This window comes from Natronomonas sp., from assembly GCF_046710025.1.
Taxonomy (GTDB): Archaea; Halobacteriota; Halobacteria; order Halobacteriales; family Haloarculaceae; genus Natronomonas.
The window spans coordinates 1-18,721 of record NZ_JBKEGK010000029.1 but is presented as its reverse complement, the minus strand read 5'-3'; the positions used below and the strand labels follow the sequence as shown (position 1 = coordinate 18,721).

Below are 18,721 nucleotides of genomic sequence, written 5' to 3'. Positions count from 1 at the left end.
CGAGTAACCGACGTAGGGCTCCCTTACACTCCTCGAGCATCTCGGCGTAGGTTGTCGTCTCCGGGTCGACGCCGGGGAGGTGGTCGGCGTCGAGATCGAAGACGAGGTCCGAGCCCCGCCATCCCTTCCCCCCCATCGTCCCCGCGTCAGGGTCGTCGTACCGCCCCGCGGAAAAGTAGACGTGTCGGGGACGCTCGCCCGCCAGGAACCCACCGAGGTCGCCGCCACCGGCGATGTCGAGCAACGAGTGGTGTCGGACCATCGTCGTCCCGCCCGAACTCCAGGTGATGTAGCCCCACTCGCGCTCGTTTCCCGCCGGCGGCGGCGAGACGGCAGTCCGGCGGTAGTAGTCGCCAAACCGACCCTTGAGATACTCGCGCGTGCGGCCGTCCATACTTCGGGTTCAGAAGGCGGGGTGGAAAGCGTTGTCGTCTCCGCGGCGGCACGTGGACGCCCGGCTACGCGCCCGGGACGAACCGCGAAAGCTTCGAGGCGATCCCGCCGTCGCCCAAGCGGAGGTAGTACGCGTCGCCCGAATCCTCGTAGTAGTTCTCGACGCGGCGCTCGACCTCGAAGCCGAGGTGATCATAAAACGAGAGCGCGTCGTCGTTCGTAGCCCGCGCGTGGCAGGTGACCGAATCGTGATCGTCGGCGACAGCGGCGACCAGTTGTCGACCGAACCCCTCGCCACGGTACTCGGGGTCGACAGCCAAAAAGAGGATGTAGCCGTCTCGGCGCGTCGACGCGAACCCGACCAGCGACTCATCGTCGTACCCCGGTTCGACGAGGGCGAACACCTTCGATCGACGGTAGGCGTCGGTGAAGAACCCGCGGCGCTGTTTGAGCACCCCGTCTTGGCGACGGATCCGCTCCTTCAGCGCCCACGCGTCCTCGACGAACCCCTCGTCACCGGCGTCGAACGCACGGAGTTCGATAGTGACACTCACTGCCATAAGATACGGTTCGATCAAATATAATTCCACCGCCCGAGGCCGGACGACCCGCAACGGGGACCGAGCGGCGCCGGGACGCCGACGCCCAGCCCACGGCGTAGATGTGCCTGTAAATCGAATCAAAGACGGGCGGCCGCGATCGATAGCGATTTCCGGCTCTCCCCGAAGCACGTGGTATGTCGTCTTCCGAGTGGCTCCATCGGGATCTCGTGGCCGGTGTTCGGGCGGCCGGGCCAATCCTCGTCGGCATCCTACCGTTCGCGCTCGTTACCGGGATCACCGCGATCAGCGCCGGGTTGACGATCGGGGAGGCGGTCGGGATGTCCGTCATCGTCTTCGCGGGCGCGTCGCAGTTGGCGGCGATCGATCTCATCGGCTCAAACGCCCCGTTTCTCGTCGTCGTCGGGACAGCGGTCGTCATCAACGTCCGAATGGTCATGTACTCCGCCTCGATCGCACCGTATCTCCGGGAATGTACGCTCCGCATGCGCGGGGTAGCCGCCTACGTGTTGACCGATCAGGCGTACGCCGCCTCCGTGGCGGAGTACGAGACGAACGACGGGCGAAGTCGGCTCCCGTACTACCTCGGCATCGCGTTTTCGCTCTGGGTCGTCTGGCAGATCGGAACCGCCCTCGGCGCGGTACTCGGCGCCGGCGTTCCGGACGCGCTCGGGCTGGAGTTCGCTCTTCCGCTCGTGTTTCTGGCACTTTTGTTGCCCGCTATGAAGAACGCCGGGACGACGGCGGCCGGCCTCGTCGGCGGCACCGTCGCCCTCGCCGTCGCGACCGTCGGCGTCCCGCTCAATCTTGATCTACCGATCGCGGCCGCGAGCGGTGTGGCCGCGGGCCTTCTCGTAGATATACGGGGGGACGCATGACAGAGTGGTCCCGTGCAGGCATCTGGGCTGCGATAGCGATCATCGGGATCTGTACGTACGCAATTCGGTTTTCGTTCATCTACCTGTTCGGGCGGATCGACTCCGTCCCCCCGCGGCTCCGGCGCGTGCTCCGGTACGTCCCGGCGGCTGTCCTCGCCGCGTTGGTCGTCCCGTCGGTCGTCACGGTCGAACCGACCGTCAGTGGAACCCTCCTCGACGACCGGGTCATCGCGGGCACGGTGGCCGCGGCGGTCGCGTGGCGGACCGAGAACGTCCTCGCCACCATCGTCGTCGGAATGGGGACGCTGTGGGCGATCCGGTTCGGCCCCTCGCTGCTCGCGTGAGAAGCCCGTCAGATCCCCCGGACGGTTTCGGTGATCCTGGGTGATTCGGGCGCCATCCGCGCGGTGAGCGCGACGTACATCCCTGAGAAGCCATAGGCCTCGCGGTCGGGCAATTCGAGATCGGTGGGTGAGAACACGGCGAACACCAGCGTTGTGAACGTGGGAAACCCCACCGCCGAGGTCGTCATCGGGAAGCCGATGATCATGCTTCCGGCGATCGTGCCGACGCGGGTATTTAAGTACAGCAGATATTCAAACAGGAGTCCTACCGAATCCGGTGAAACAACAGTATCCATCTGGTAACCGGTAACTGGATCAGTGCAAAATATAGGGGATCTATGCAGCACTCGAACACCGTTGGTTTCGCACAACTACTGGTGAATCAACTGCTCTGCAGGGCTCCGCTCAGCGTACCCCTCACCCGTCTCATCCTACTCTCGGCGATTACTCCGGGGCTAGGTGGTTTTCTGGCCACATTTGTTCCACATATAATTCCCGAAAACTGGGAAAAGTGCCTATGCATTATAACAATTAAAGATCATGTTTTAATTATGATGAATCGGAGACGCGTTCTAGTCACAGGAGTGAGCATGGCTGGTATCCTTGCTGGGTGCACGGGGAATAACGATGAGCCCGAAGGTGCGGATGACACCGGCGATACCGATACCGCCGATAATGAGTCCGACGATGCCGGTGCCACCGGCGATGAGCCCGAGTTAAGCGGCGTTGAAACGTATTCTGGAAAATGGTCGGGGACGATCGCGGGCGAATCCTCCAGCGGGAGATGGCAATTCGAGGCAAATTTCGATGAAGGAAAGGTAGAGGGATGGTTTGAGGGAGACGGCGCCGGCGATATAACAGGATCGGTTTCCGAGGGAACAATAGATGCTAAAGGAGGGGCCGCCTTCGGTACCGTTGAGTGGACAGGTGAGTTTTCATCCGGTGGGCAAGAGATATCTGGCACCTGGGAACTCGCCGAGGATAGACCCGGCTCCGGCGAGTGGAATGGGTCGATAGGTGAACTAGAAGAAGTAGAGAGGAATGACGAGGGGGAAACGGAGGAGACGCTTCCAGAGGAGGATCAAGTCAGTAGACCGGACCCAATAGAGAGATATCCGGGGTCAGTAATGCTTCATTACGAAAAGCGCTCGGCGCAGGGACGTAGCATTACAGAAATTGAGTACGGAACTGACGATAGTCCCGATGAGGTAATAGAGTGGTACAAACAGGAGTTCGGCGATCCAAGGGCGGAAGAGATCAGTGACGGAGAAACCACACTCACGTACCTCTTTGAAGAAAACAAAGTTGCGAAGATTTCAATTTCACCGGGGGGTTACACCGAAATATCGCTTGAATATTCGGATACTGGTTAATCGCCCGCTTATAAACGTAGATCAGTTGAAACGGTGCAGGCAGAATCCGATACCGATGTTATACATCTAATACTTCTTTTATCAGATTACGTAAAAGCCGCAGATAGGAGTCCGGCCGCGACCAGTTATGGCCTCGCTCGCGATCCAGTCAGAGGGCCTCTCACCTGACGACGGTCACCGGAACGCTCGCCCGATCGACGACGCTCTTTGCGACGCTGCCGACGACCTGCTCTCGTCTCTTCGAGAGCCCCCGGTGGCCAACGTAGACTGCGTCGGCGTCAATCGACGCGGCGTGAGTGGCGATCGAGTGCGCCGGCCGCCCGGCCAACAGTTCGGTTTCGATCGATAGTGCCTCGCCATCCTCGACGGTATCGGTCGCCAATGCTCGGGCCTGACGCAGCACCCGTTCGCCCCGTTCGATCGCCCTGTCGTCGCCCGGCAGCGTGATCTCCCCGTTGACGAATTCGGTCTCCGGAGCCAGCGTGTGGGCGATCGTCAGATCAGCTCCCATCGCCGCCGCGTGTCTCGAGGCGCACCGAACCGCCTCGTCCGCTTCCTCCGAACCGTCCACTGCGACGAGATATCGCATACGTCGACAGATACGGGTGCCTCGAATAAAACGGCACGCTTCGACGGTCCCGGCGTTCGATACCTGGCTATGCCTCGTCGAAGAGCGTCTCGCCGTCGACCATGTGGTCCTCGACGGCGTCGAGATCGAGCGTTACGCCGAGCCCCGGCTTCTCGGGGACAGCGATGGAACCGTCCTCGATAACGGACCCCTCGACGAGATCGTCCCACCAGCCGAGTTCGTAGCTGTGATACTCGACGGCGAGGGTGTTCGGGATCGCCGCCCCGACGTGGGCGCTCGCCATCGTCGCCACCGGTGATGAGACGTTGTGCATCGCGACCGGAACGTAATACTGGTTCGCGACGTCGGCAACCTTGCGCGTCTCACGCATCCCGCCGACTTTCGGGAGATCCGGTGTGATGATGTCGACCGCCCCGTTCTCGATGAGGCGGCGCTCCTCGGTGACCCGGTAGCGGTTCTCGCCGACGGCGATGGGTGTTGTCGTCGATCCCGTGACCGCCTCCTGGACATCGAGGTTCTCGGGCGGGACGGGGTCCTCGAGCCACCAAACATCGTACGGCTCCAAGGCCGCGGCGAGCCGTTTCGCCGAGCCGCCGGAGAACGTCCAGTGACAGTCGAACGCAACGTCCGCGCGATCCGCGATGCGTTCCGTGATCTGCTCGACGATGTCGACTTTGTGTCTGATCTCGCCCGGACGGAGGTGGCGGTTGGCACGGTCTTTCTCGAGGCCCGATGGGACGTCGAGATCGAACTTGAGTGCGTCGTAGCCCAACTCCTCAACGACCCGTTCGGCCTCGTCAGCGCACGCCTCCGGATCAGCCTCGGCATGACAGTCACAGTACGCCCGGACCTCGTCGCGGTACTTTCCGCCGAGGAGTTGATAGGCCGGAACGCCGAGGAGTTTCCCGGCGAGATCATGGAGGGCGATCTCGATGCCGGAGATGGCGGTGACGGTGACACCTTCGATGGAGCCCTCGCCCGACATCTTCTGGACGAGATGCTCGAAGAGGCGATCGATGTCGAGGGGGTTCTCGCCGACGACAAACGGCGTCATCCGCTCGATCAATTCGGGGACGCCAGCCCCCCAGTAGGCCTCGCCGGTCCCCACCGTACCCGCGTCGGTGTAAACTCGGACGAGCGTCCAGGGGAAGTTGCCGTCGACCATCGTCGTCTGCACGTCGGTAATCTCTACGTCTCGGGGACCTCGCGACCCGGTTACCCCCATCGGCTCGGCGGAGAGGTTCCGCATCGTGTATTCGGCGTTCGGGTCGTGAAGCGATCGGTAGTCCCGTCCCATAGACGAATCCTCACCGCCGACGAATAAAACGTTGAGGAAGTACTCGTCAACGAGTAAATTTCACCCGAGGCACCGCCCGGCAGCGAATTTCGTTTGCTGGATCGGCAGTAGTTGGGCGATGACAGGATGATATCGAGACGACGCCCCTCAAGCGTCGTTCGCACACCCGAACACTAAATTATACTAAGCCAAGCTCCGTGAGTTCGGTTTCAACGGCCGCCCGGTCGGCGTCGTCCATGGCCCGAAGCGGTGCCCGGAGTCCCCCGACATCGAAGCCGGTATCGCGCAGCGAGAGGGCGGTCTTGACGCCGGACATGTACGGCCCGCGTTTCAGCGCCGATCGGACGTCGAAGACCGTCGATTGCAGCTCGCTGGCGCGCGCCTCGTCCCCGGTGTCGTAGGCCGCATAGAGGTCGGCGACGAGTTCGGGAAAGACGTTGGCGACGGCGCTAACGACCCCTGAACAGCCGATCTCGAGGCCAGTAAACAGGAGCGAATCGGAGCCGGCCAGAAACGTCAACTCGGGGTTCGAATCGATAGCCTGTGCGAGCCACGGGACGTTCTTCGAGGAGTCTTTCACGCCCGCGATTCCGTCGATCCCGGCGATCGTTTCGATCGTCGAAAGCGACAGCTCGTTGCCCGTCTTGCTCGGGATGTGGTAGACGTAGACCGGAACGTCGACTGCCCCGGCTACCGCCCGGTAGTGGGCGACCGCTCCGTCGCCGTCGACCGGATAGTAGTACGGCGTGACGGCGACGACGCCGTCGGCGCCGACGCGTTCGGCGTGTTCGGCGTTGGCGATGGTCTCCCGCGTGCTCGGGCATCCGACCCCCGCGATCACCGGCGCGTCGACAGCATCGACGACGGTTTCAACGACACGACGTCGCTCTTCGGCGTTCAGCATCGCGAACTCGCCATTAGTCCCGAGCGGGAAGACGGCGTCCGCTCCGCGGTCAACGACGAACGCCGCATGGGCGGCCGTCGCCGCCTCGTCGAGACGGCCCTCGTCGTCGAAGGCCGTCACGGTCGGTGGCACGACACCGCACAGCCCAAGCGGATCACTCGTACCAGGCTCCGGTGCTGTCTGCGTCATGGACGGGATTGAGCGGCTGCTCGGATAAACGTGCTGTTTATTTTTCGGAAGTGAGTAAACTATTTCACCCATCACCCCGATAATCGTGTATGAGTGCGATAGTGCGGGGACGCGGCTCCGGGGACGGTACCGTCGGCGTCGACATCGAAGTTGACCGGTCGCTTGTCGCCCGGGCGGGCACCAGAGGGGGTCGCGTCCTCGTTCCAGCCGGGAGCACCATCGCCGAGGCAGTCGAGGCGTGGGCCGACGGACGCGGCGAACACCTTCGGTTCGCACTGCTCGATGGATCTCGGCTCCGTTCGAGCGTCCGTGCGTCGCGCCGCTCGGGGGAAACGACGGAGCGCCTCTCAGCGTCGAGCCGGGTCGTCGACGGCGACATCATCCGGTTCGAACGGCGGGAGTGACGGCGTAGAAGATAGCCTCAGTAGAGTCGCGAGAGTCGGCGCATCGCGTAGGCGCTTCTGAGCATCTCGGCGGCGTCGCCGCGGTCGAACACTAATTCGTCGGTCGCGAGGACGTGCTTGAGGACGTCCTCAGAGGCGTGGTCCGGGGCGGCGGCGATACCCGCGTCGTTGTCATCGATCCACCGCATTACCCGCAGGTCGCTCTTCGAGTCGCCCATCACGAGTGCGAACGGATCATCGATGCCGAGCACGGACAGCGCCGCCTCGACGCCGATGACCTTGTTTAGTTCGAGGGACCCGATTTCAGCGGCATCGGCCTCATAGTAAGCGACGTCGATACGTTCGAACAGCGACCCGAAGCCGTCGGGAATCGCATCGAGGGCAACGTCAGGTTGTTCGCCGCTCGCCTCAAGCACGTTCCGTATTTCGGGGTCCATGTCGGCGTAGAACGCACGCGCTCGCCCCGCCGCTGTCGGTTCCTCACCGAGAACGTCGGCGACGCTTTCCTCGAGAAGATCGAGGAGGTAGACGAGTCCCTCGTCGATGACCGTCTCCGCCCGTTCGCTCCCGGTTTCGAAGTTCGGCTTGAGGGTGACGTTGAACTCGTTGCCCTGGAGGTGACACCCCCGCCGGATCGATTCGGGGGCGTCGGGGAGCACCCGTGATCGGACCCGGCTGAAGATATCTCGGATCTCGGCGTCGAGGTCCTCATAGAGGAGCTGTTTTGTTTCGGCACCGTGGCCGGGCGTGAAGACGCCTGTTCCGGCCTCGTAGACGATGCTCACGTCGCCCGAGTGGGCCATCTCGTTACCGAGCCCCTGAATGAGAAAGCCCTTGACGTTCTCGAGAGTCTGGCCCGTACAGATGACGATGGGCATCCCCTCCTCATAAAACCGCGTCAGAAGATGCAGCGTCTCCCGGGGGATTTCGTTGTCGGTATTTCCGGCCGACCGAAGCGTCTCATCGACATCGAGCACGAGCACGTTCACGCCGCGGTCGTGTTTCGTATAGAGATCCAACGCCGTGAACGCCTGTTCCCGCGTGGCCATCGAGGCGAGCGCGGCGAACGTCTCGCCGACCTGCGGAAACGCCGTCCGGATCTCGTCTTTCTTTTCGTCCAGTTCTTCGCTCGCGTCCCCCCAGTGGTCGAGTGCAACCCGCGAATCGATCGGCGGAAACAGGTCGACGAACTCCTGATACGCCCGGAGCGTCTCAGTGTCAAATTCCTCATAAAGTCGGTACAGGAGGTCGTATTCGTTCATGTCTGGGGTACGTTCGGCGTTCATATTAATTATCGGCGCTTGCGCCCCTCCCGTACAGCGTTTACTCAGTTTCCGGTAAATACTTTCCGTACCGGTGCGAACGCGACGTATGGATGCTATCGGTATCGAGCGTGGGTGCGAGAGCCCCCGGTTGCTCGAGGTGCCGAAACCGGACCCTACCGACGGCGAGGCGCTGATCCGGACGCTCCGGGTCGGCGTCGACGGGACCGATCACGAAGTGATCGCCGGCACGCACGGCGGGTTTCCGGAAGACGATGACCATCTCGTGTTGGGTCACGAAGCCGTCGGCGTCGTCGAGGACCCGAACGACACCGGGTTCGAGCGCGGCGATGTGGTCGCCCCAACGGTTCGCCGACCGCCCGAGGGCGGCACCAACCAATACTTCGAGCGGGGCGAGGCCGACATGGCACCGCCGACTGAAACCGTCGAGCGCGGCATCGACGGCGCCCACGGGTTCATGAGCGAGTACTTCACCAGTCCCGAGGCGTTTCTAGTCTCCGTTCCCGAGGCGCTCGCGGAGTTAGGGTTCTTGCTCGAACCCATAAGCATCTCCGAAAAGGCGCTGGAACTGGCCTACGCCTCACGGTCGTCGTTTGCTTGGGAACCAGAGACAGCGTTCGTCCTCGGAAACGGGCCGCTCGGGCTCTTGACCGTTGCGATGCTCGCCGACGACATGCGGGTGTACTGTCTCGGCCGCCGGGACCGGCCCGATCCGAGCATCGATATCGTCGAATCGCTCGGGGCCACCTACGTCGATTCAAGAGAGACGCCGGTCGAAGCCGTGCCGGACGTTCACGAGCCGATGGATCTGATCTACGAGGCGACGGGGTACGCGAAGCACGCCTTCGACAGCATCGACGCGCTCGCGCCGAACGGGGTCGCCGCGCTTTTGGGTGTCCCCGAGCCGTGGACGTTCGACGTCGACGGCGGCCGACTCCACAAGGAGTTCGTGATGCACAACAAGGCGCTGGTCGGCAGCGTCAACTCCGGGCCGAGCCACTTTCGGGCGGCGGTCGACCGCCTGGGGGCGCTTCCGGACCCGTTCCTCGAGGCGTTCGTGACGGGGATTGTCCCCCACCGCGGGTTCGAGCGAGCGTTCGAGCAGAGGAAGACGGACATCAAGACCGCCGTAGAGTTCGACAGTATATAGTGCGGCCGTCGGTTCCGGTCGACGGGAAGCGGAGGCCGTGCAGGTACGTCTCCCCGCACCACGTGAGCGCCGTCGCTGGCGGGCACACCGTCCGGCGGATACAAACGGATGATAGCCTCTATACGCGGGTGGCGCGATATGTCGGTATGGCGAACGACGACCTCGGGCGCGAACTCGAGGACGTGGGGTCGAGATTCGATTTCGGCGAGTACGAGATCGAGGCGTATCTCACGATCCTCGAGCACGGTCGACTGACCGCCTCGGAGATCGCCGAGCGAACGAATATCCCACAGCCGCGGGTGTACGATACGGTCCGAAGCCTCTCCGAGAACGGCCTGGTCGAGATCCGCGAGTCACGTCCGATGGAGGTACTGGCGGTCGATCCACAGGAGGCGTTTGTGAACGTCCAGTCCACGCTGTCGGCGCTCGTCGATTCGCTCTCGGACCGGTACACGAGGCCGGCCCGCGACTCCGAGGCCGTCTCGCTTGTGAGATCCCGACAGACCATCCTCCGGTACGTCGAGGACGTCATCACGACGGCCGAGTACGAGCTCGTGTTGTCCCTGACACCGGATCTCCTCGGGCGGTACGAGGAGAAACTGATCGAACGCCGCGAGGCGGGGGTCACGATCGAACTCCTGCTCGCACCCGCCGTCGACGTGCCCGATCCCGAGAGTTACGATTACAGCCAGGTGGCGACGGCCGCCCGTGCGCGCCGGGGGGTTACGACACCCGTCGTCGCCGTCGCCGATGGGACCTACTCGGTATACACGGTCCGCGAGGCCCTCCAGAACGGCGAGGACCGCTACGGCGTCATTTTCAACCGCTCCGAGCTCGGTTTTCTTATCTCCGGCTTTATGAACACCGTCGTCTGGACCTCGGCGACCACACTGAGCGAGATACGCGATGATCGCCCTTTTCCCCGCCGGTACGCGACGATCCGGCGCTGCGTCCGCGACATCACCGACACCGACGGGGAGTTCTACGGGACGGTCGAAGGCCGAGACGTCGAGACGGGCGAACGGCGCACGCTCCGGGGTCGCGTGATCGATATCTCGATCGGGACGAACCGCGAAACCGCGGCGATCACCCTCGAAGGTGCCGACGGTCCCGTCGACATCGGCGGGCAGGTCGCCGCGCTCGAGGACATCGAAGCCTACGAGATCGCGATCGGTCGCGAGTCACCGCCCGAACTGTAACCTCCCGAGAGGACGTGTCGGTCACCGCGTGAGTCCGTTGTCGCCCCCGATGACGGCCGCTACCTCCGCCGGGGAGACGAGGGCCATATCGCCGTCCAACGTCCGCTTGAGTGCCGCGGTCGCGGCGCCGTACTCGAGGGCGCCTTCGATCGACCCCTCTGCGAGGTACTGGGCTAGAAACCCGCCGACAAACGCGTCACCGGTCCCGACGGGGTCGATCGTCTCGGCATCGAAGGCCGGTTGTTCGACCGCGCCCGCCTCCGTGACCGCGACTGCGCCATGTTCGCCGTGCGTGACGACCACGATGTCGTGGCCGTACGTCTCTTTGAATTCCTGACCGACGGCCTGGGGGGCAGCCGTCCGTCCGAACACGGTCTCCGCGTCCCGGGCGGCGACGAAAAGTACGTCGACCGACGGGAGCAGCCCCGAAAGCGTCTCGCGCGCAACCTCGGGGGACCACAGTTTCGAGCGATAGTTGACGTCGAACACTGTCGTGGTTCCGGCCGCCTGAGCGTTCCCCAGAAGCGTCGCCGTGGTGTCGGCGAGCGTCTCGGAAAGGGCGGGGGTGATGCCGCTCGTATAGAAGCAGTTCGCGGCGTCGATCCGCCGGGTGGCTAACTCCGCCGGCGTCGCCGTCGTGATGGCCGCGTCAGTCCGGTCGTAGTAGACATCCGATCCGCGCGGCTCACCGCCTGGCTCGAAGTAATACACCCCCTGGCGTCCCTCGTCGCTCCAGACGATATCGGTGGTGACGCCCTGTGCCCCGAGCGTCCGCTTGATGCGACGACCGAGCGGCGTGTCGACGAGTTTCGAAAGCCACGCTGTGTCGCCACCGAGTCGGGACGCCGCGACGGCAACGTTGCTCTCCGCGCCGCCGACGTCAACGGAAAGATCGTCGGCGGTTTCGAGCCGCTCGCCGGGGGGCGGGGTGTATCGCAGCATCGTCTCCCCGAACGTCACGAGTTCGCTCATAGCTCATCACCCGTACGCCCCGGATTTAGCGGCTTCGGATCGATCGGCTCGCGGTCCGGTCGCGCTCCATACCGCCGTGTTTGCCCCTCTACCGATCGGCGTCCGCAAGGTTTTCGACCGGGCGGCGTGTCGGGACGGCCGATGGACGCCACACGGACCCGGCGAGGGCTCTCGGGGTGTCGATGAGCTTCGAACTCGTCGCACACACCGCAGACATCGCCGTCGAAGCGACGGGCGAGACGCTGGCCCGGACGTTCGAGTCGACCGCGTCGGGGCTTTCGGCCGCACACTGCGAGTCGATCCCCGCGACGGGCGACCGCTTCGAGATGTCGGTGGCCGCCGAATCGCTGGAGGCGCTCCTCTTCGATTACCTCGACGAACTCATCTATCAACGCGACGTTCGCGGCGTTCTCCCGACGGATCACCGGGTACTGATCCCGGAAACTGACCGATCCAGCCTCAAGGCGTCGGCCCGGGGCGTTCCGCTGTCGGCCGTCGATGCGAGGGAGATAAAGGCCGTGACGTACTCCGAGATGGCGCTCCAGCGGGTGGATCAGGGGTGGCGGGCGTACGTCGTCTTCGACGTGTGAGACGTTCCGGCGGCGACATCGTCATCGGACCGGGTCGAAGCAACCCGGATGATGGCTGTCATCACCGAAATCGAATGCAAGCAGCCGCACGATCCGATCGATACAGACACTTTTATACACCGCCACACCTGACGTTGTAACGTCGCTCGCTTGGTGTAGTCCGGCCAATCATATCGGCCTTTCGAGCCGATGACAGGGGTTCAAATCCCCTAGCGAGCATTGTTGTGGCGTTTTCACCGACCAGTACTTACGTATCAGTTCGCCCCCTCAATCCCGTATGCCCGATCCACAGGAATTCTCGCCGGACGATATCGAAGCACACCACACCGGCCTCACCGTCGCCGAACTCGATCGCTCGGTCGCGTTCTACACCGAACTGCTCGGCTGCACCGTCGAATCCCGGTTTTCGGTTTCCGGGGACGCGTTCGGGACGGTCGTCGGGCAAGACGGCGTTTCCGGGCGGTTCGTTCATCTCGATTCGGGAGGTAGTCGGATCGAACTCGTCGAGTACGAACCGGCGGGGCCGACCCGGAAGCCGGCGACGCTGCCTCAACCCGGTGGGTCACACGTCGCATTTTCCGTTGACGACGTCGACGCGTTCCTCGAGGAGCTTCCCGATCGGGTCGAGCCGCTGAGCGAGCCGCGGACGACCGATAGCGGGACGCGGCTGGTGTTCGTTCGCGATCCGGACGGGAACCTCGTCGAACTCCTCGAAGCATGACCGGCCCTGTCGCCGTTCGGCGCGTGCCCTGCCGGGACGCGCCCGATAGGACAGTTCGGACTCGTATCGACCGTCATCGCTTTGTATCCCCCACGGGGAAGGGGAGACGATGGTAGGTCGTGCAGCCGCCCCGGCGGCCGGTACCGTATTGAACGCGCTCGCGAACGGCTATGGATCGGCGTTCGCGATCGATGCCTACACCGAGGCGACCGTCGACCTCGACGGCTCGGAGACGGTACGCGGCGAAGTCGACGGCGAGCCGGATGCCGACACCCAACTCATCGAGCGTTGCGTTGAGCGTTGTGTCGAGCGGTTCGGTGACGGCGAGGGCGGCCATGTCCGGACCGAGAGCGAGGTCCCGATGGCGTCGGGATTGAAAAGTTCGAGCGCCGCCGCGAACGCGACGGTGCTCGCGACACTCGACGCGCTGGGGGTCGACCTCGACCACGAGGCTGCCTGCCGGATCGGTGTCGAAGCGGCCCGCGACGCCGGGGTGACCGTCACCGGCGCGTTCGACGACGCCTCGGCTTCGATGCTCGGCGGGGTTACGGTGACTGACAACACCGAGGACGAACTGCTCGCCCGCGAGGAACGTGACTGGGACGTCCTCGTGTACACCCCCGACGAACGAGGCTTCTCGGCCGACGCCGACGTCTCGAGGTGCGAACGTATCGCACCGATGGCCGACATCGTCCACGAGTTGGCGCTCAAGGGCGAGTTCCGTCGAGCAATGTGCGTCAACGGGTTCGCATTCTGTGCGGCGCTGGACCGACCGGCCGATCCGATCGTCGAGGCGCTGCCGGAAGCCGCCGCCTCGCTGTCGGGGACAGGACCGAGTTACACCGCTGTCGGCGACCGCGACACGCTTGAGGCGCTTTCGGAAACGTGGAATCAACGCGAGGGAGAGACATGGCTAACAACGACACAACTGACGGGAGCAACGATACGATGAGCGGCGATCCGGGCGAGGCAGATCTCGATCAACTCCGCACGGAGATCAGAAACATCGACCGGGAGATCGTCGAACAGATCGCCCAGCGGACGTACGTCGCCGAGAGCATTGCGGCGGTCAAGCGCGAGCGAGGACTGCCGACGACGGACGAGTCGCAGGAGGAGGCCGTCATGGAGCGCGCGGGGGAGAACGCCGAGCAGTTCGACGTGGACGCGAACCTTGTGAAGGCTATCTTTCGGTTGCTAATCGAACTGAACAAAGTGGAGCAAAGGGAGAGTCGGTAGGCCTGGAACTATTCGGGTGTATAATCCCCGTCCGAGTCTCAGTCTACTGATACGTCTGTCCGGAGGATCGCACCGTCGTCAGGCGATTGATTCGCGAAGTTACATATAAAAAGCGACGCGGACAGATCCTCGCCGTCGAACGCGACATCTGAGGGGAATACCAAGCCGTCGTCGCCGGTTGCGACCACCGTCGGCGTGCCCTCGGGCGTTACTCGAAGCACCCGGTTTTGACCGTTCACCGCGACGTAAATAGCTCCATCCATCGCCGCGATGCCGTCCGCCCCGTAGATATCGCTCCCTTCGAAGAACATCACTGCATCACCGGCGGTACCGTCGTTGTGTACGGGCACTCTGAGCAGGCGTCCGTTCTCACCCGGCGCACGCGTGACCGCGACGTACACGTCACCGTCGCTGTCGCGGGTGATCCCGTTCGCGCCAAAGCTATCGGTCGACAGTCGCTCGTCGTCCAGCCACGTTTCACGGGACCCGTCGGAGGTCACCGAATACACGGCACCGCCCTGTGATTCCGTCACCAACAGCCGGTCGTGATCGGTGTCGTAGAGAATGTCGTTCGGAAAGCCGCTGATCGCGGCGAGTTGTCTTGTCCGGTCGCCGGGCGATACGGACCAGATGCCGCTGTCGTCGTCTTGAGCCGCGACCGCGACGTATATGATTCCGTCCGGTGATGCTTCGACGCCGACGGCCCCCGGAAGCGTTGCGACCTGTTCGACGTCCGCAAGCGCGAGTCCGCTCGAAGCGGCCTGTTCGGGCGTGAGACGCCGGATTTCGCCCGCGGTGATACCGAAATAGAGCGCGCCATCGGGGCCGAACGCCAGATTCTCAGGGACCCGCTCACCGGGGATATCGACTACCGTCTCGACCCCACGTTGCGCGTCAGTCGGTTGTGACGGCGTTGGATCGGTGGGCGAGTCTGCCGGTTGCTCCGAGGTGCGATCGGAGCAGCCAGCGACCCCGGCGGCTGTGACCGTGGCTGTACTCGCAAGGAAGCGGCGCCGTGAAACGCGTGGGGGACTGCTCCGGGTCATCGAATCATGCGGTGGCTACGCCACGGATCGTTGTGAATCCCTGGTATCGGGGCATATCCACGCCGAATGGCTGCCGACGCGTTGGCCCCAGCGCAGCATGCTCGTCGGCACCGTTATTTATATCTCGGCCTGCTCACCATTGAGCATGGAGTACACCACGCTCGGGGCGACCGGAACGACGGTCTCGCAGTTGTGTCTCGGAACGTGGCGGTTCGGGCGGGAGACCGGTGGCGTCGTCGAAACCGACCGCGAGAGCGCCCACACGTTGCTGGATGCGGCGTGGGATCGTGGCATCAATTTCATTGACACGGCGAACGTGTACGGAACCCCCAACGGCACGTCGGAACGCTTCATCGGGGAGTGGCTGACCGAGCACGACCGGGAGGACTTCGTCATCGCGTCGAAGGTGTACTTCCCCTTCGACGGGCGTGGGGAGCCCGGTCCGAACGACTCCGGACTCGGGCGGAAGCACATCCGGGCACAGATCGAAGGAACGCTCGAACGCCTGGGAACCGAGTATCTCGACGTATACTACGTCCACCGCTGGGATCCACAGACGGACCTCGAGGAGACGCTCGCGACGCTCGATGCACTCGTCAGAGAGGGTCGGATCCACTACCTCGGGGCATCGACGATGGCGGCCTGGCAACTGACCAAGGCGCTTTGGACCAGCGATGTGAACGATTACGCGCGGTTCGACGTTACACAGCCGCTCCTCCACGCCGGATACCGGGACGACATCCAAGCGTACCTCGATGTCTGTGCGACACACGATCTCGCGGTGTGTCCGTATTCGCCACTCGCTGGCGGGTTTCTGACCGGCAAGTACGAACGAACCGACGACGACGATCCGAAGGCGTTCGAGGGGCCGGACGGAACGCGTGGAACGTTCGACGAGCGCTTCGACAAGTTCTACGTCTCCGAGCGAGGGTGGCACGTCCTCGACGAACTCCGGGCGATAGCCGGGGAACTCGACGCGACGCCGGCACAGGTCGCACTCCGATGGCTTATCGAACAACGGGCGTTCACGTGCGTTCCGATCGTCGGTGCGCGCACCGTCGAGCAACTTGAGGAAAACGTCGGTGCGGTCGACGTATCGCTCTCGGCCGACCAGTACGATCGGATCGGCGACGCGAGATACGATGGGACCGGGACTCGGTGGGGACACTGAACGGCGTCGACGGCGCGTAGCACGATGCCGCCGTCTTATAAAGGTGCGACGACCGCCGGGACGGCCGCGTGACATCAGCGTTAGGAAGGGCCGCGATTCAGCCGAACTATCGGCTCGGTTCTGCTTCGGAAGCGGTCTGCTCCTTCGTCGGCTCCTCCTCGTCGGACCGGGCCGCAACCAAGGCGCCGCGCGCGACGCTGTAGAGCGGTTCCTCGGCGTGTGAAACGCCGCTAACCGAGAACGGAAGCGAGGAGTCCTCGAGGTGGTCCTCGAACAGCTTTTCGAATCCATTCGGACTTGCCGTGCCGCCCGTGACGACAACCGGCACATCGAGTCCTTCCTCGATGTCTTCTTCGTCGACCTCGTCGACGATACGCTTGATTACGTACTCCAGCAGGTTTTCGTAGTAGATCGAGAGTGCTCCTTCGACGCCTCCGACATCTGTTTGAAAGTCCAACTCGAAGCCGTCTTCCTTGATCGATGTGACCTTGTCGACGGGCGTCCCCGTCGCCTGTGCGGCCTGCTCGTCCACCCAGTCGCCACCGCGGGCGACGGAGAATTTCATCACTGGAACCGCGTAGTAGGCCAAACAAACGTTCGTCATCCCAGCTCCGAAGGAGATTCCGAGCCCGGTGAACGAGTTGTCCGCGAGCTCCGAGTAGATGACGGACATGCCCTCGTTAATCGGTTCCGCATCGTAGCCGATGTCGCTGAGGAAGGATTCGATCGTCTTCTGGTGGTACAGCGTCGATAGATCGGTATCGATCGGGTCGGCCGGTGAGGAAAAGTACAGCCGCTCTCCGGGATACTCCGGTTCGCCGACGACCTGTTCGATGATGAGTTTCATCATCGGGATCGCCGACTGTTCGTCGCTCGAGAGAATGCCGGTCTTCATCGGTCGTCGGGTTTCCTTATTGAAGATGTTCGCAAAGTTGAGTGCGTCGTCGCCGACGACGTACACCTTGTCGTCCTTGCGGATATGGAGCACGTCGCTGCGGGAGAGCATCTGCTCCGCCATGTCGGAGTACTCGATCTCAACGAAGGAGTTCCGCTGTTGAACAAATACGGTCTCTGCTCCCTCCTGTCGCGCGGAGAGAATGTTCATCGTGCCAACGTCCAAGCCTTTGGCCATACCTGATACGGATAGGCCAAGGAAATAAACTTATAGGAAGGAACAGCCCCTAAAGAAGGCCGCCCTGAAATCAAAACATCGACCGGAGTCGCGACAACGCCCCATCCTCGTCCGAATCGTCGTCGGGAAGGTTGCCGCTCTGTTTCCGATCTTTGAGTTCCCGGAGGGCCGCGGTCTCGTCGTCGACGGTCCCGTCGGCGGTTTCAACGTCCGTCTCCCCACCCTTGAGCTGTCTGAGTCCTTCTACCTCCGCATCGACGCCCCCGGTACTGACGGTTTGCTCAGCCTCGGCGTCGAGACTTCCGGACGCCTCGTCGGCGTAGTCGGTGGTAAAATCGAGCCGGCGGCTTTCGTTCTTTTCGACGCCACCCCACGTGATATCCACGTCCGACATTGCCGCTTCGATATCCGACTCGACCTCCTCGTCAGTGATCGATTCCGTACTTGTTCCGTGCCCGTCGGAGTCGGTGGTCGCCGTTTCTGCCTCTGTGTCTTGGCCCTGAGCGAGACGGTGGGCGACGAGTGCGCTCCCAGTCGTGGCGATGATGACGGCGAGTCCGACGGCGTAGGTCCCGACGACGAAAAGGGTATTCCACGGGCCGAATTCGAACCACACGGACGGGTAAACCCATAGAAACGCCCCGGCGGCGACGACCGCGAGTGCGAGCCCGCCGAACGCGGCCGTGACGATACGGCGACTCGTCGGGAGTAACACGACAATTCCCATGAGCGCCAACGGGACCGACAGGAGACCGAACAGGTATCCCGGCTGGGCAAGCGCGAAGTACCCCGGCTCACGCAGCCCGTACACCGCAGCGCCGAGGAAAAAAAGCAAGAGCCCGATAACGGCGAACGCCACGCCGGCGAAGAACATGCCAAAGCCCGAATACACCTCCGTCTCCGTCTCGGGTTCTCCGATATATTGTTCATAAAGACTGAACAGAACGTTGTCCGGGAGGGACGTCTCACTCATTACATCGCGTTTCTGCACCGACGAATATAAACATTCGAGCTAGCAGAGATGCGTGGGTGTCTCACGGCCCCTAGTCCGCGGAGTGCCGAGGCAAGAACAGTGAAGTACCCCGCGCACGGTGGCGCGGGGCGTCCGTGTTTACTCCGGCACTGCTGAGGCAACGGAGTTTAATTCCTCTCGCGCTTGAGTTGAAGAGTCTTGCGCCGACGTTCCGTGTCGGTCAACACCCGAACACAAATCGTGTCCGTGAGAGTCGGTCGCTCCACCACGACCCGATGCCGCCCGTCTCACCGTCCGAACTCGTGGAAGGGTTTCGA

The 18,721-nt window shown here is 63.1% G+C and carries 21 protein-coding genes, 1 tRNA gene and 1 pseudogene; 12 read left to right on the top strand and 11 right to left on the bottom strand.

Features of this window, described 5'->3' with window-relative positions; genetic code table 11:
• Together ACI944_RS03655 and ACI944_RS03650 are read right to left on the bottom strand one after the other, a co-directional pair.
• Positions 1–394: pseudogene (locus tag ACI944_RS03655) on the bottom strand (DNA primase catalytic subunit PriS); the annotation flags it as partial.
• A 64-nt stretch (positions 395–458) separates the two neighbouring features.
• A complete protein-coding gene (locus ACI944_RS03650; protein WP_411717717.1) occupies positions 459–947 on the bottom strand; it encodes a GNAT family N-acetyltransferase in 489 nt (162 codons plus the stop codon).
• A 182-nt stretch (positions 948–1,129) separates the two neighbouring features.
• Here ACI944_RS03650 and ACI944_RS03645 point away from each other — a divergent pair, with 182 nt between their 5' ends.
• Both ACI944_RS03645 and ACI944_RS03640 read left to right on the top strand, forming a co-directional pair.
• Entirely contained in the window at positions 1,130–1,831 is a 702-nt protein-coding gene (locus ACI944_RS03645) for an AzlC family ABC transporter permease (RefSeq protein WP_411717716.1), read from the top strand.
• Positions 1,828–2,175 carry an AzlD domain-containing protein gene (locus ACI944_RS03640; protein WP_411717715.1) on the top strand — a complete coding sequence of 116 codons (348 nt, stop codon included), beginning with the start codon at positions 1,828–1,830 and terminating at the stop codon, positions 2,173–2,175. Before ACI944_RS03645 ends, ACI944_RS03640 begins: the two co-directional genes overlap by 4 nt.
• A gap of 8 nt (positions 2,176–2,183) precedes the next feature.
• Here ACI944_RS03640 and ACI944_RS03635 read toward each other — a convergent pair whose 3' ends face one another.
• A complete protein-coding gene (locus ACI944_RS03635) occupies positions 2,184–2,471 on the bottom strand; it encodes a hypothetical protein (protein ID WP_411717714.1) in 288 nt (95 codons plus the stop codon).
• Positions 2,472–2,552: 81 nt separating this feature from the next.
• Between ACI944_RS03635 and ACI944_RS03630 the strand changes: the two genes are divergently transcribed.
• Complete coding sequence (locus ACI944_RS03630; RefSeq protein ID WP_411717713.1) at positions 2,553–3,548, top strand: hypothetical protein; 996 nt, start codon at positions 2,553–2,555, stop codon at positions 3,546–3,548.
• Positions 3,549–3,708: 160 nt separating this feature from the next.
• On the opposite strand, the gene ACI944_RS03625 is transcribed toward ACI944_RS03630, so the two are convergent.
• The 3 genes from ACI944_RS03625 to ACI944_RS03615 all read right to left on the bottom strand — a co-directional run bounded on the left by ACI944_RS03625 (position 3,709) and on the right by ACI944_RS03615 (position 6,527).
• On the bottom strand, positions 3,709–4,137 hold the full coding sequence (locus tag ACI944_RS03625; RefSeq protein WP_411717712.1) for a universal stress protein: 429 nt from the start codon (positions 4,135–4,137) through the stop codon (positions 3,709–3,711).
• Positions 4,138–4,204: 67 nt separating this feature from the next.
• A complete protein-coding gene (locus ACI944_RS03620; protein WP_411717711.1) occupies positions 4,205–5,434 on the bottom strand; it encodes a mandelate racemase/muconate lactonizing enzyme family protein in 1,230 nt (409 codons plus the stop codon).
• Between the two features lie 178 nt (positions 5,435–5,612).
• Entirely contained in the window at positions 5,613–6,527 is a 915-nt protein-coding gene (locus ACI944_RS03615) for a dihydrodipicolinate synthase family protein (protein ID WP_411717710.1), read from the bottom strand.
• Positions 6,528–6,616: 89 nt separating this feature from the next.
• On the opposite strand from ACI944_RS03615, the gene ACI944_RS03610 reads away from it, so the two are divergent.
• Positions 6,617–6,931 (top strand): hypothetical protein, encoded by a 315-nt coding sequence (locus tag ACI944_RS03610; protein ID WP_411717709.1) that lies wholly within the window; start codon positions 6,617–6,619, stop codon positions 6,929–6,931.
• Positions 6,932–6,948: 17 nt separating this feature from the next.
• Here ACI944_RS03610 and ACI944_RS03605 read toward each other — a convergent pair whose 3' ends face one another.
• Entirely contained in the window at positions 6,949–8,193 is a 1,245-nt protein-coding gene (locus ACI944_RS03605) for an HAD family hydrolase (protein ID WP_411717708.1), read from the bottom strand.
• 109 nt (positions 8,194–8,302) lie between these two features.
• Here ACI944_RS03605 and ACI944_RS03600 point away from each other — a divergent pair, with 109 nt between their 5' ends.
• Together ACI944_RS03600 and trmB are read left to right on the top strand one after the other, a co-directional pair.
• Positions 8,303–9,364, top strand: coding sequence for a glucose 1-dehydrogenase (locus ACI944_RS03600; RefSeq protein WP_411717707.1), 1,062 nt, complete (start codon positions 8,303–8,305; stop codon positions 9,362–9,364).
• 146 nt (positions 9,365–9,510) lie between these two features.
• The gene (trmB, locus tag ACI944_RS03595; protein ID WP_411717706.1) at positions 9,511–10,563 is read left to right on the top strand and encodes an HTH-type sugar sensing transcriptional regulator TrmB; all 1,053 of its coding nucleotides are present in this window, start codon (positions 9,511–9,513) and stop codon (positions 10,561–10,563) included.
• A gap of 21 nt (positions 10,564–10,584) precedes the next feature.
• On the opposite strand, the gene kdgK1 is transcribed toward trmB, so the two are convergent.
• Complete coding sequence (gene kdgK1 / locus ACI944_RS03590) at positions 10,585–11,535, bottom strand: bifunctional 2-dehydro-3-deoxygluconokinase/2-dehydro-3-deoxygalactonokinase (protein ID WP_411717705.1); 951 nt, start codon at positions 11,533–11,535, stop codon at positions 10,585–10,587.
• A 182-nt stretch (positions 11,536–11,717) separates the two neighbouring features.
• Here kdgK1 and ACI944_RS03585 point away from each other — a divergent pair, with 182 nt between their 5' ends.
• The 5 genes from ACI944_RS03585 to ACI944_RS03565 all read left to right on the top strand — a co-directional run bounded on the left by ACI944_RS03585 (position 11,718) and on the right by ACI944_RS03565 (position 14,082).
• Positions 11,718–12,125, top strand: coding sequence for an archease (locus tag ACI944_RS03585; RefSeq protein WP_411717704.1), 408 nt, complete (start codon positions 11,718–11,720; stop codon positions 12,123–12,125).
• A gap of 144 nt (positions 12,126–12,269) precedes the next feature.
• A tRNA-Glu gene (locus tag ACI944_RS03580) sits at positions 12,270–12,344 on the top strand.
• A 58-nt stretch (positions 12,345–12,402) separates the two neighbouring features.
• Positions 12,403–12,846: a VOC family protein gene (locus ACI944_RS03575; protein ID WP_411717703.1), complete on the top strand. Its 444-nt coding sequence runs from the start codon at positions 12,403–12,405 to the stop codon at positions 12,844–12,846.
• Positions 12,847–12,955: 109 nt separating this feature from the next.
• Positions 12,956–13,798, top strand: a complete 843-nt coding sequence (locus ACI944_RS03570; protein WP_411717702.1) for a shikimate kinase — start codon at positions 12,956–12,958, stop codon at positions 13,796–13,798.
• On the top strand, positions 13,756–14,082 hold the full coding sequence (locus tag ACI944_RS03565; protein ID WP_411717701.1) for a chorismate mutase: 327 nt from the start codon (positions 13,756–13,758) through the stop codon (positions 14,080–14,082). Before ACI944_RS03570 ends, ACI944_RS03565 begins: the two co-directional genes overlap by 43 nt.
• 38 nt (positions 14,083–14,120) lie before the next feature.
• On the opposite strand, the gene ACI944_RS03560 is transcribed toward ACI944_RS03565, so the two are convergent.
• Entirely contained in the window at positions 14,121–15,128 is a 1,008-nt protein-coding gene (locus tag ACI944_RS03560; protein WP_411717700.1) for a hypothetical protein, read from the bottom strand.
• Between the two features lie 145 nt (positions 15,129–15,273).
• On the opposite strand from ACI944_RS03560, the gene ACI944_RS03555 reads away from it, so the two are divergent.
• Positions 15,274–16,299: an aldo/keto reductase gene (locus ACI944_RS03555; RefSeq protein ID WP_411717699.1), complete on the top strand. Its 1,026-nt coding sequence runs from the start codon at positions 15,274–15,276 to the stop codon at positions 16,297–16,299.
• Between the two features lie 106 nt (positions 16,300–16,405).
• Here the strand turns inward: ACI944_RS03555 and ACI944_RS03550 are convergent, their stop codons facing one another.
• Together ACI944_RS03550 and ACI944_RS03545 are read right to left on the bottom strand one after the other, a co-directional pair.
• Positions 16,406–17,431, bottom strand: a complete 1,026-nt coding sequence (locus ACI944_RS03550) for a hypothetical protein (protein ID WP_411717698.1) — start codon at positions 17,429–17,431, stop codon at positions 16,406–16,408.
• A gap of 70 nt (positions 17,432–17,501) precedes the next feature.
• Positions 17,502–18,404, bottom strand: a complete 903-nt coding sequence (locus ACI944_RS03545; RefSeq protein WP_411717697.1) for a permease — start codon at positions 18,402–18,404, stop codon at positions 17,502–17,504.
• Between the last annotated feature and the right edge of the window lie 317 nt (positions 18,405–18,721).

Excerpts from the sequence above, each read along its gene's own strand:
- trmB (WP_411717706.1), top strand. The coding sequence starts at position 9,511 with ATGGCGAACGACGACCTCGGGCGCGAACTCGAGGACGTGGGGTCGAGA.
- ACI944_RS03620 (WP_411717711.1), bottom strand. The coding sequence starts at position 5,434 with ATGGGACGGGACTACCGATCGCTTCACGACCCGAACGCCGAATACACG.
- ACI944_RS03640 (WP_411717715.1), top strand. The coding sequence starts at position 1,828 with ATGACAGAGTGGTCCCGTGCAGGCATCTGGGCTGCGATAGCGATCATC.
- ACI944_RS03635 (WP_411717714.1), bottom strand. The coding sequence starts at position 2,471 with ATGGATACTGTTGTTTCACCGGATTCGGTAGGACTCCTGTTTGAATAT.
- ACI944_RS03550 (WP_411717698.1), bottom strand. The coding sequence starts at position 17,431 with ATGGCCAAAGGCTTGGACGTTGGCACGATGAACATTCTCTCCGCGCGA.
- ACI944_RS03585 (WP_411717704.1), top strand. The coding sequence starts at position 11,718 with ATGAGCTTCGAACTCGTCGCACACACCGCAGACATCGCCGTCGAAGCG.
- ACI944_RS03545 (WP_411717697.1), bottom strand. The coding sequence starts at position 18,404 with ATGAGTGAGACGTCCCTCCCGGACAACGTTCTGTTCAGTCTTTATGAA.
- ACI944_RS03560 (WP_411717700.1), bottom strand. The coding sequence starts at position 15,128 with ATGACCCGGAGCAGTCCCCCACGCGTTTCACGGCGCCGCTTCCTTGCG.
- ACI944_RS03555 (WP_411717699.1), top strand. The coding sequence starts at position 15,274 with ATGGAGTACACCACGCTCGGGGCGACCGGAACGACGGTCTCGCAGTTG.
- ACI944_RS03605 (WP_411717708.1), bottom strand. The coding sequence starts at position 8,193 with ATGAACGAATACGACCTCCTGTACCGACTTTATGAGGAATTTGACACT.
- ACI944_RS03565 (WP_411717701.1), top strand. The coding sequence starts at position 13,756 with ATGGCTAACAACGACACAACTGACGGGAGCAACGATACGATGAGCGGC.
- ACI944_RS03575 (WP_411717703.1), top strand. The coding sequence starts at position 12,403 with ATGCCCGATCCACAGGAATTCTCGCCGGACGATATCGAAGCACACCAC.
- kdgK1 (WP_411717705.1), bottom strand. The coding sequence starts at position 11,535 with ATGAGCGAACTCGTGACGTTCGGGGAGACGATGCTGCGATACACCCCG.
- ACI944_RS03625 (WP_411717712.1), bottom strand. The coding sequence starts at position 4,137 with ATGCGATATCTCGTCGCAGTGGACGGTTCGGAGGAAGCGGACGAGGCG.
- ACI944_RS03645 (WP_411717716.1), top strand. The coding sequence starts at position 1,130 with ATGTCGTCTTCCGAGTGGCTCCATCGGGATCTCGTGGCCGGTGTTCGG.
- ACI944_RS03610 (WP_411717709.1), top strand. The coding sequence starts at position 6,617 with ATGAGTGCGATAGTGCGGGGACGCGGCTCCGGGGACGGTACCGTCGGC.
- ACI944_RS03615 (WP_411717710.1), bottom strand. The coding sequence starts at position 6,527 with ATGACGCAGACAGCACCGGAGCCTGGTACGAGTGATCCGCTTGGGCTG.
- ACI944_RS03600 (WP_411717707.1), top strand. The coding sequence starts at position 8,303 with ATGGATGCTATCGGTATCGAGCGTGGGTGCGAGAGCCCCCGGTTGCTC.
- ACI944_RS03570 (WP_411717702.1), top strand. The coding sequence starts at position 12,956 with ATGGTAGGTCGTGCAGCCGCCCCGGCGGCCGGTACCGTATTGAACGCG.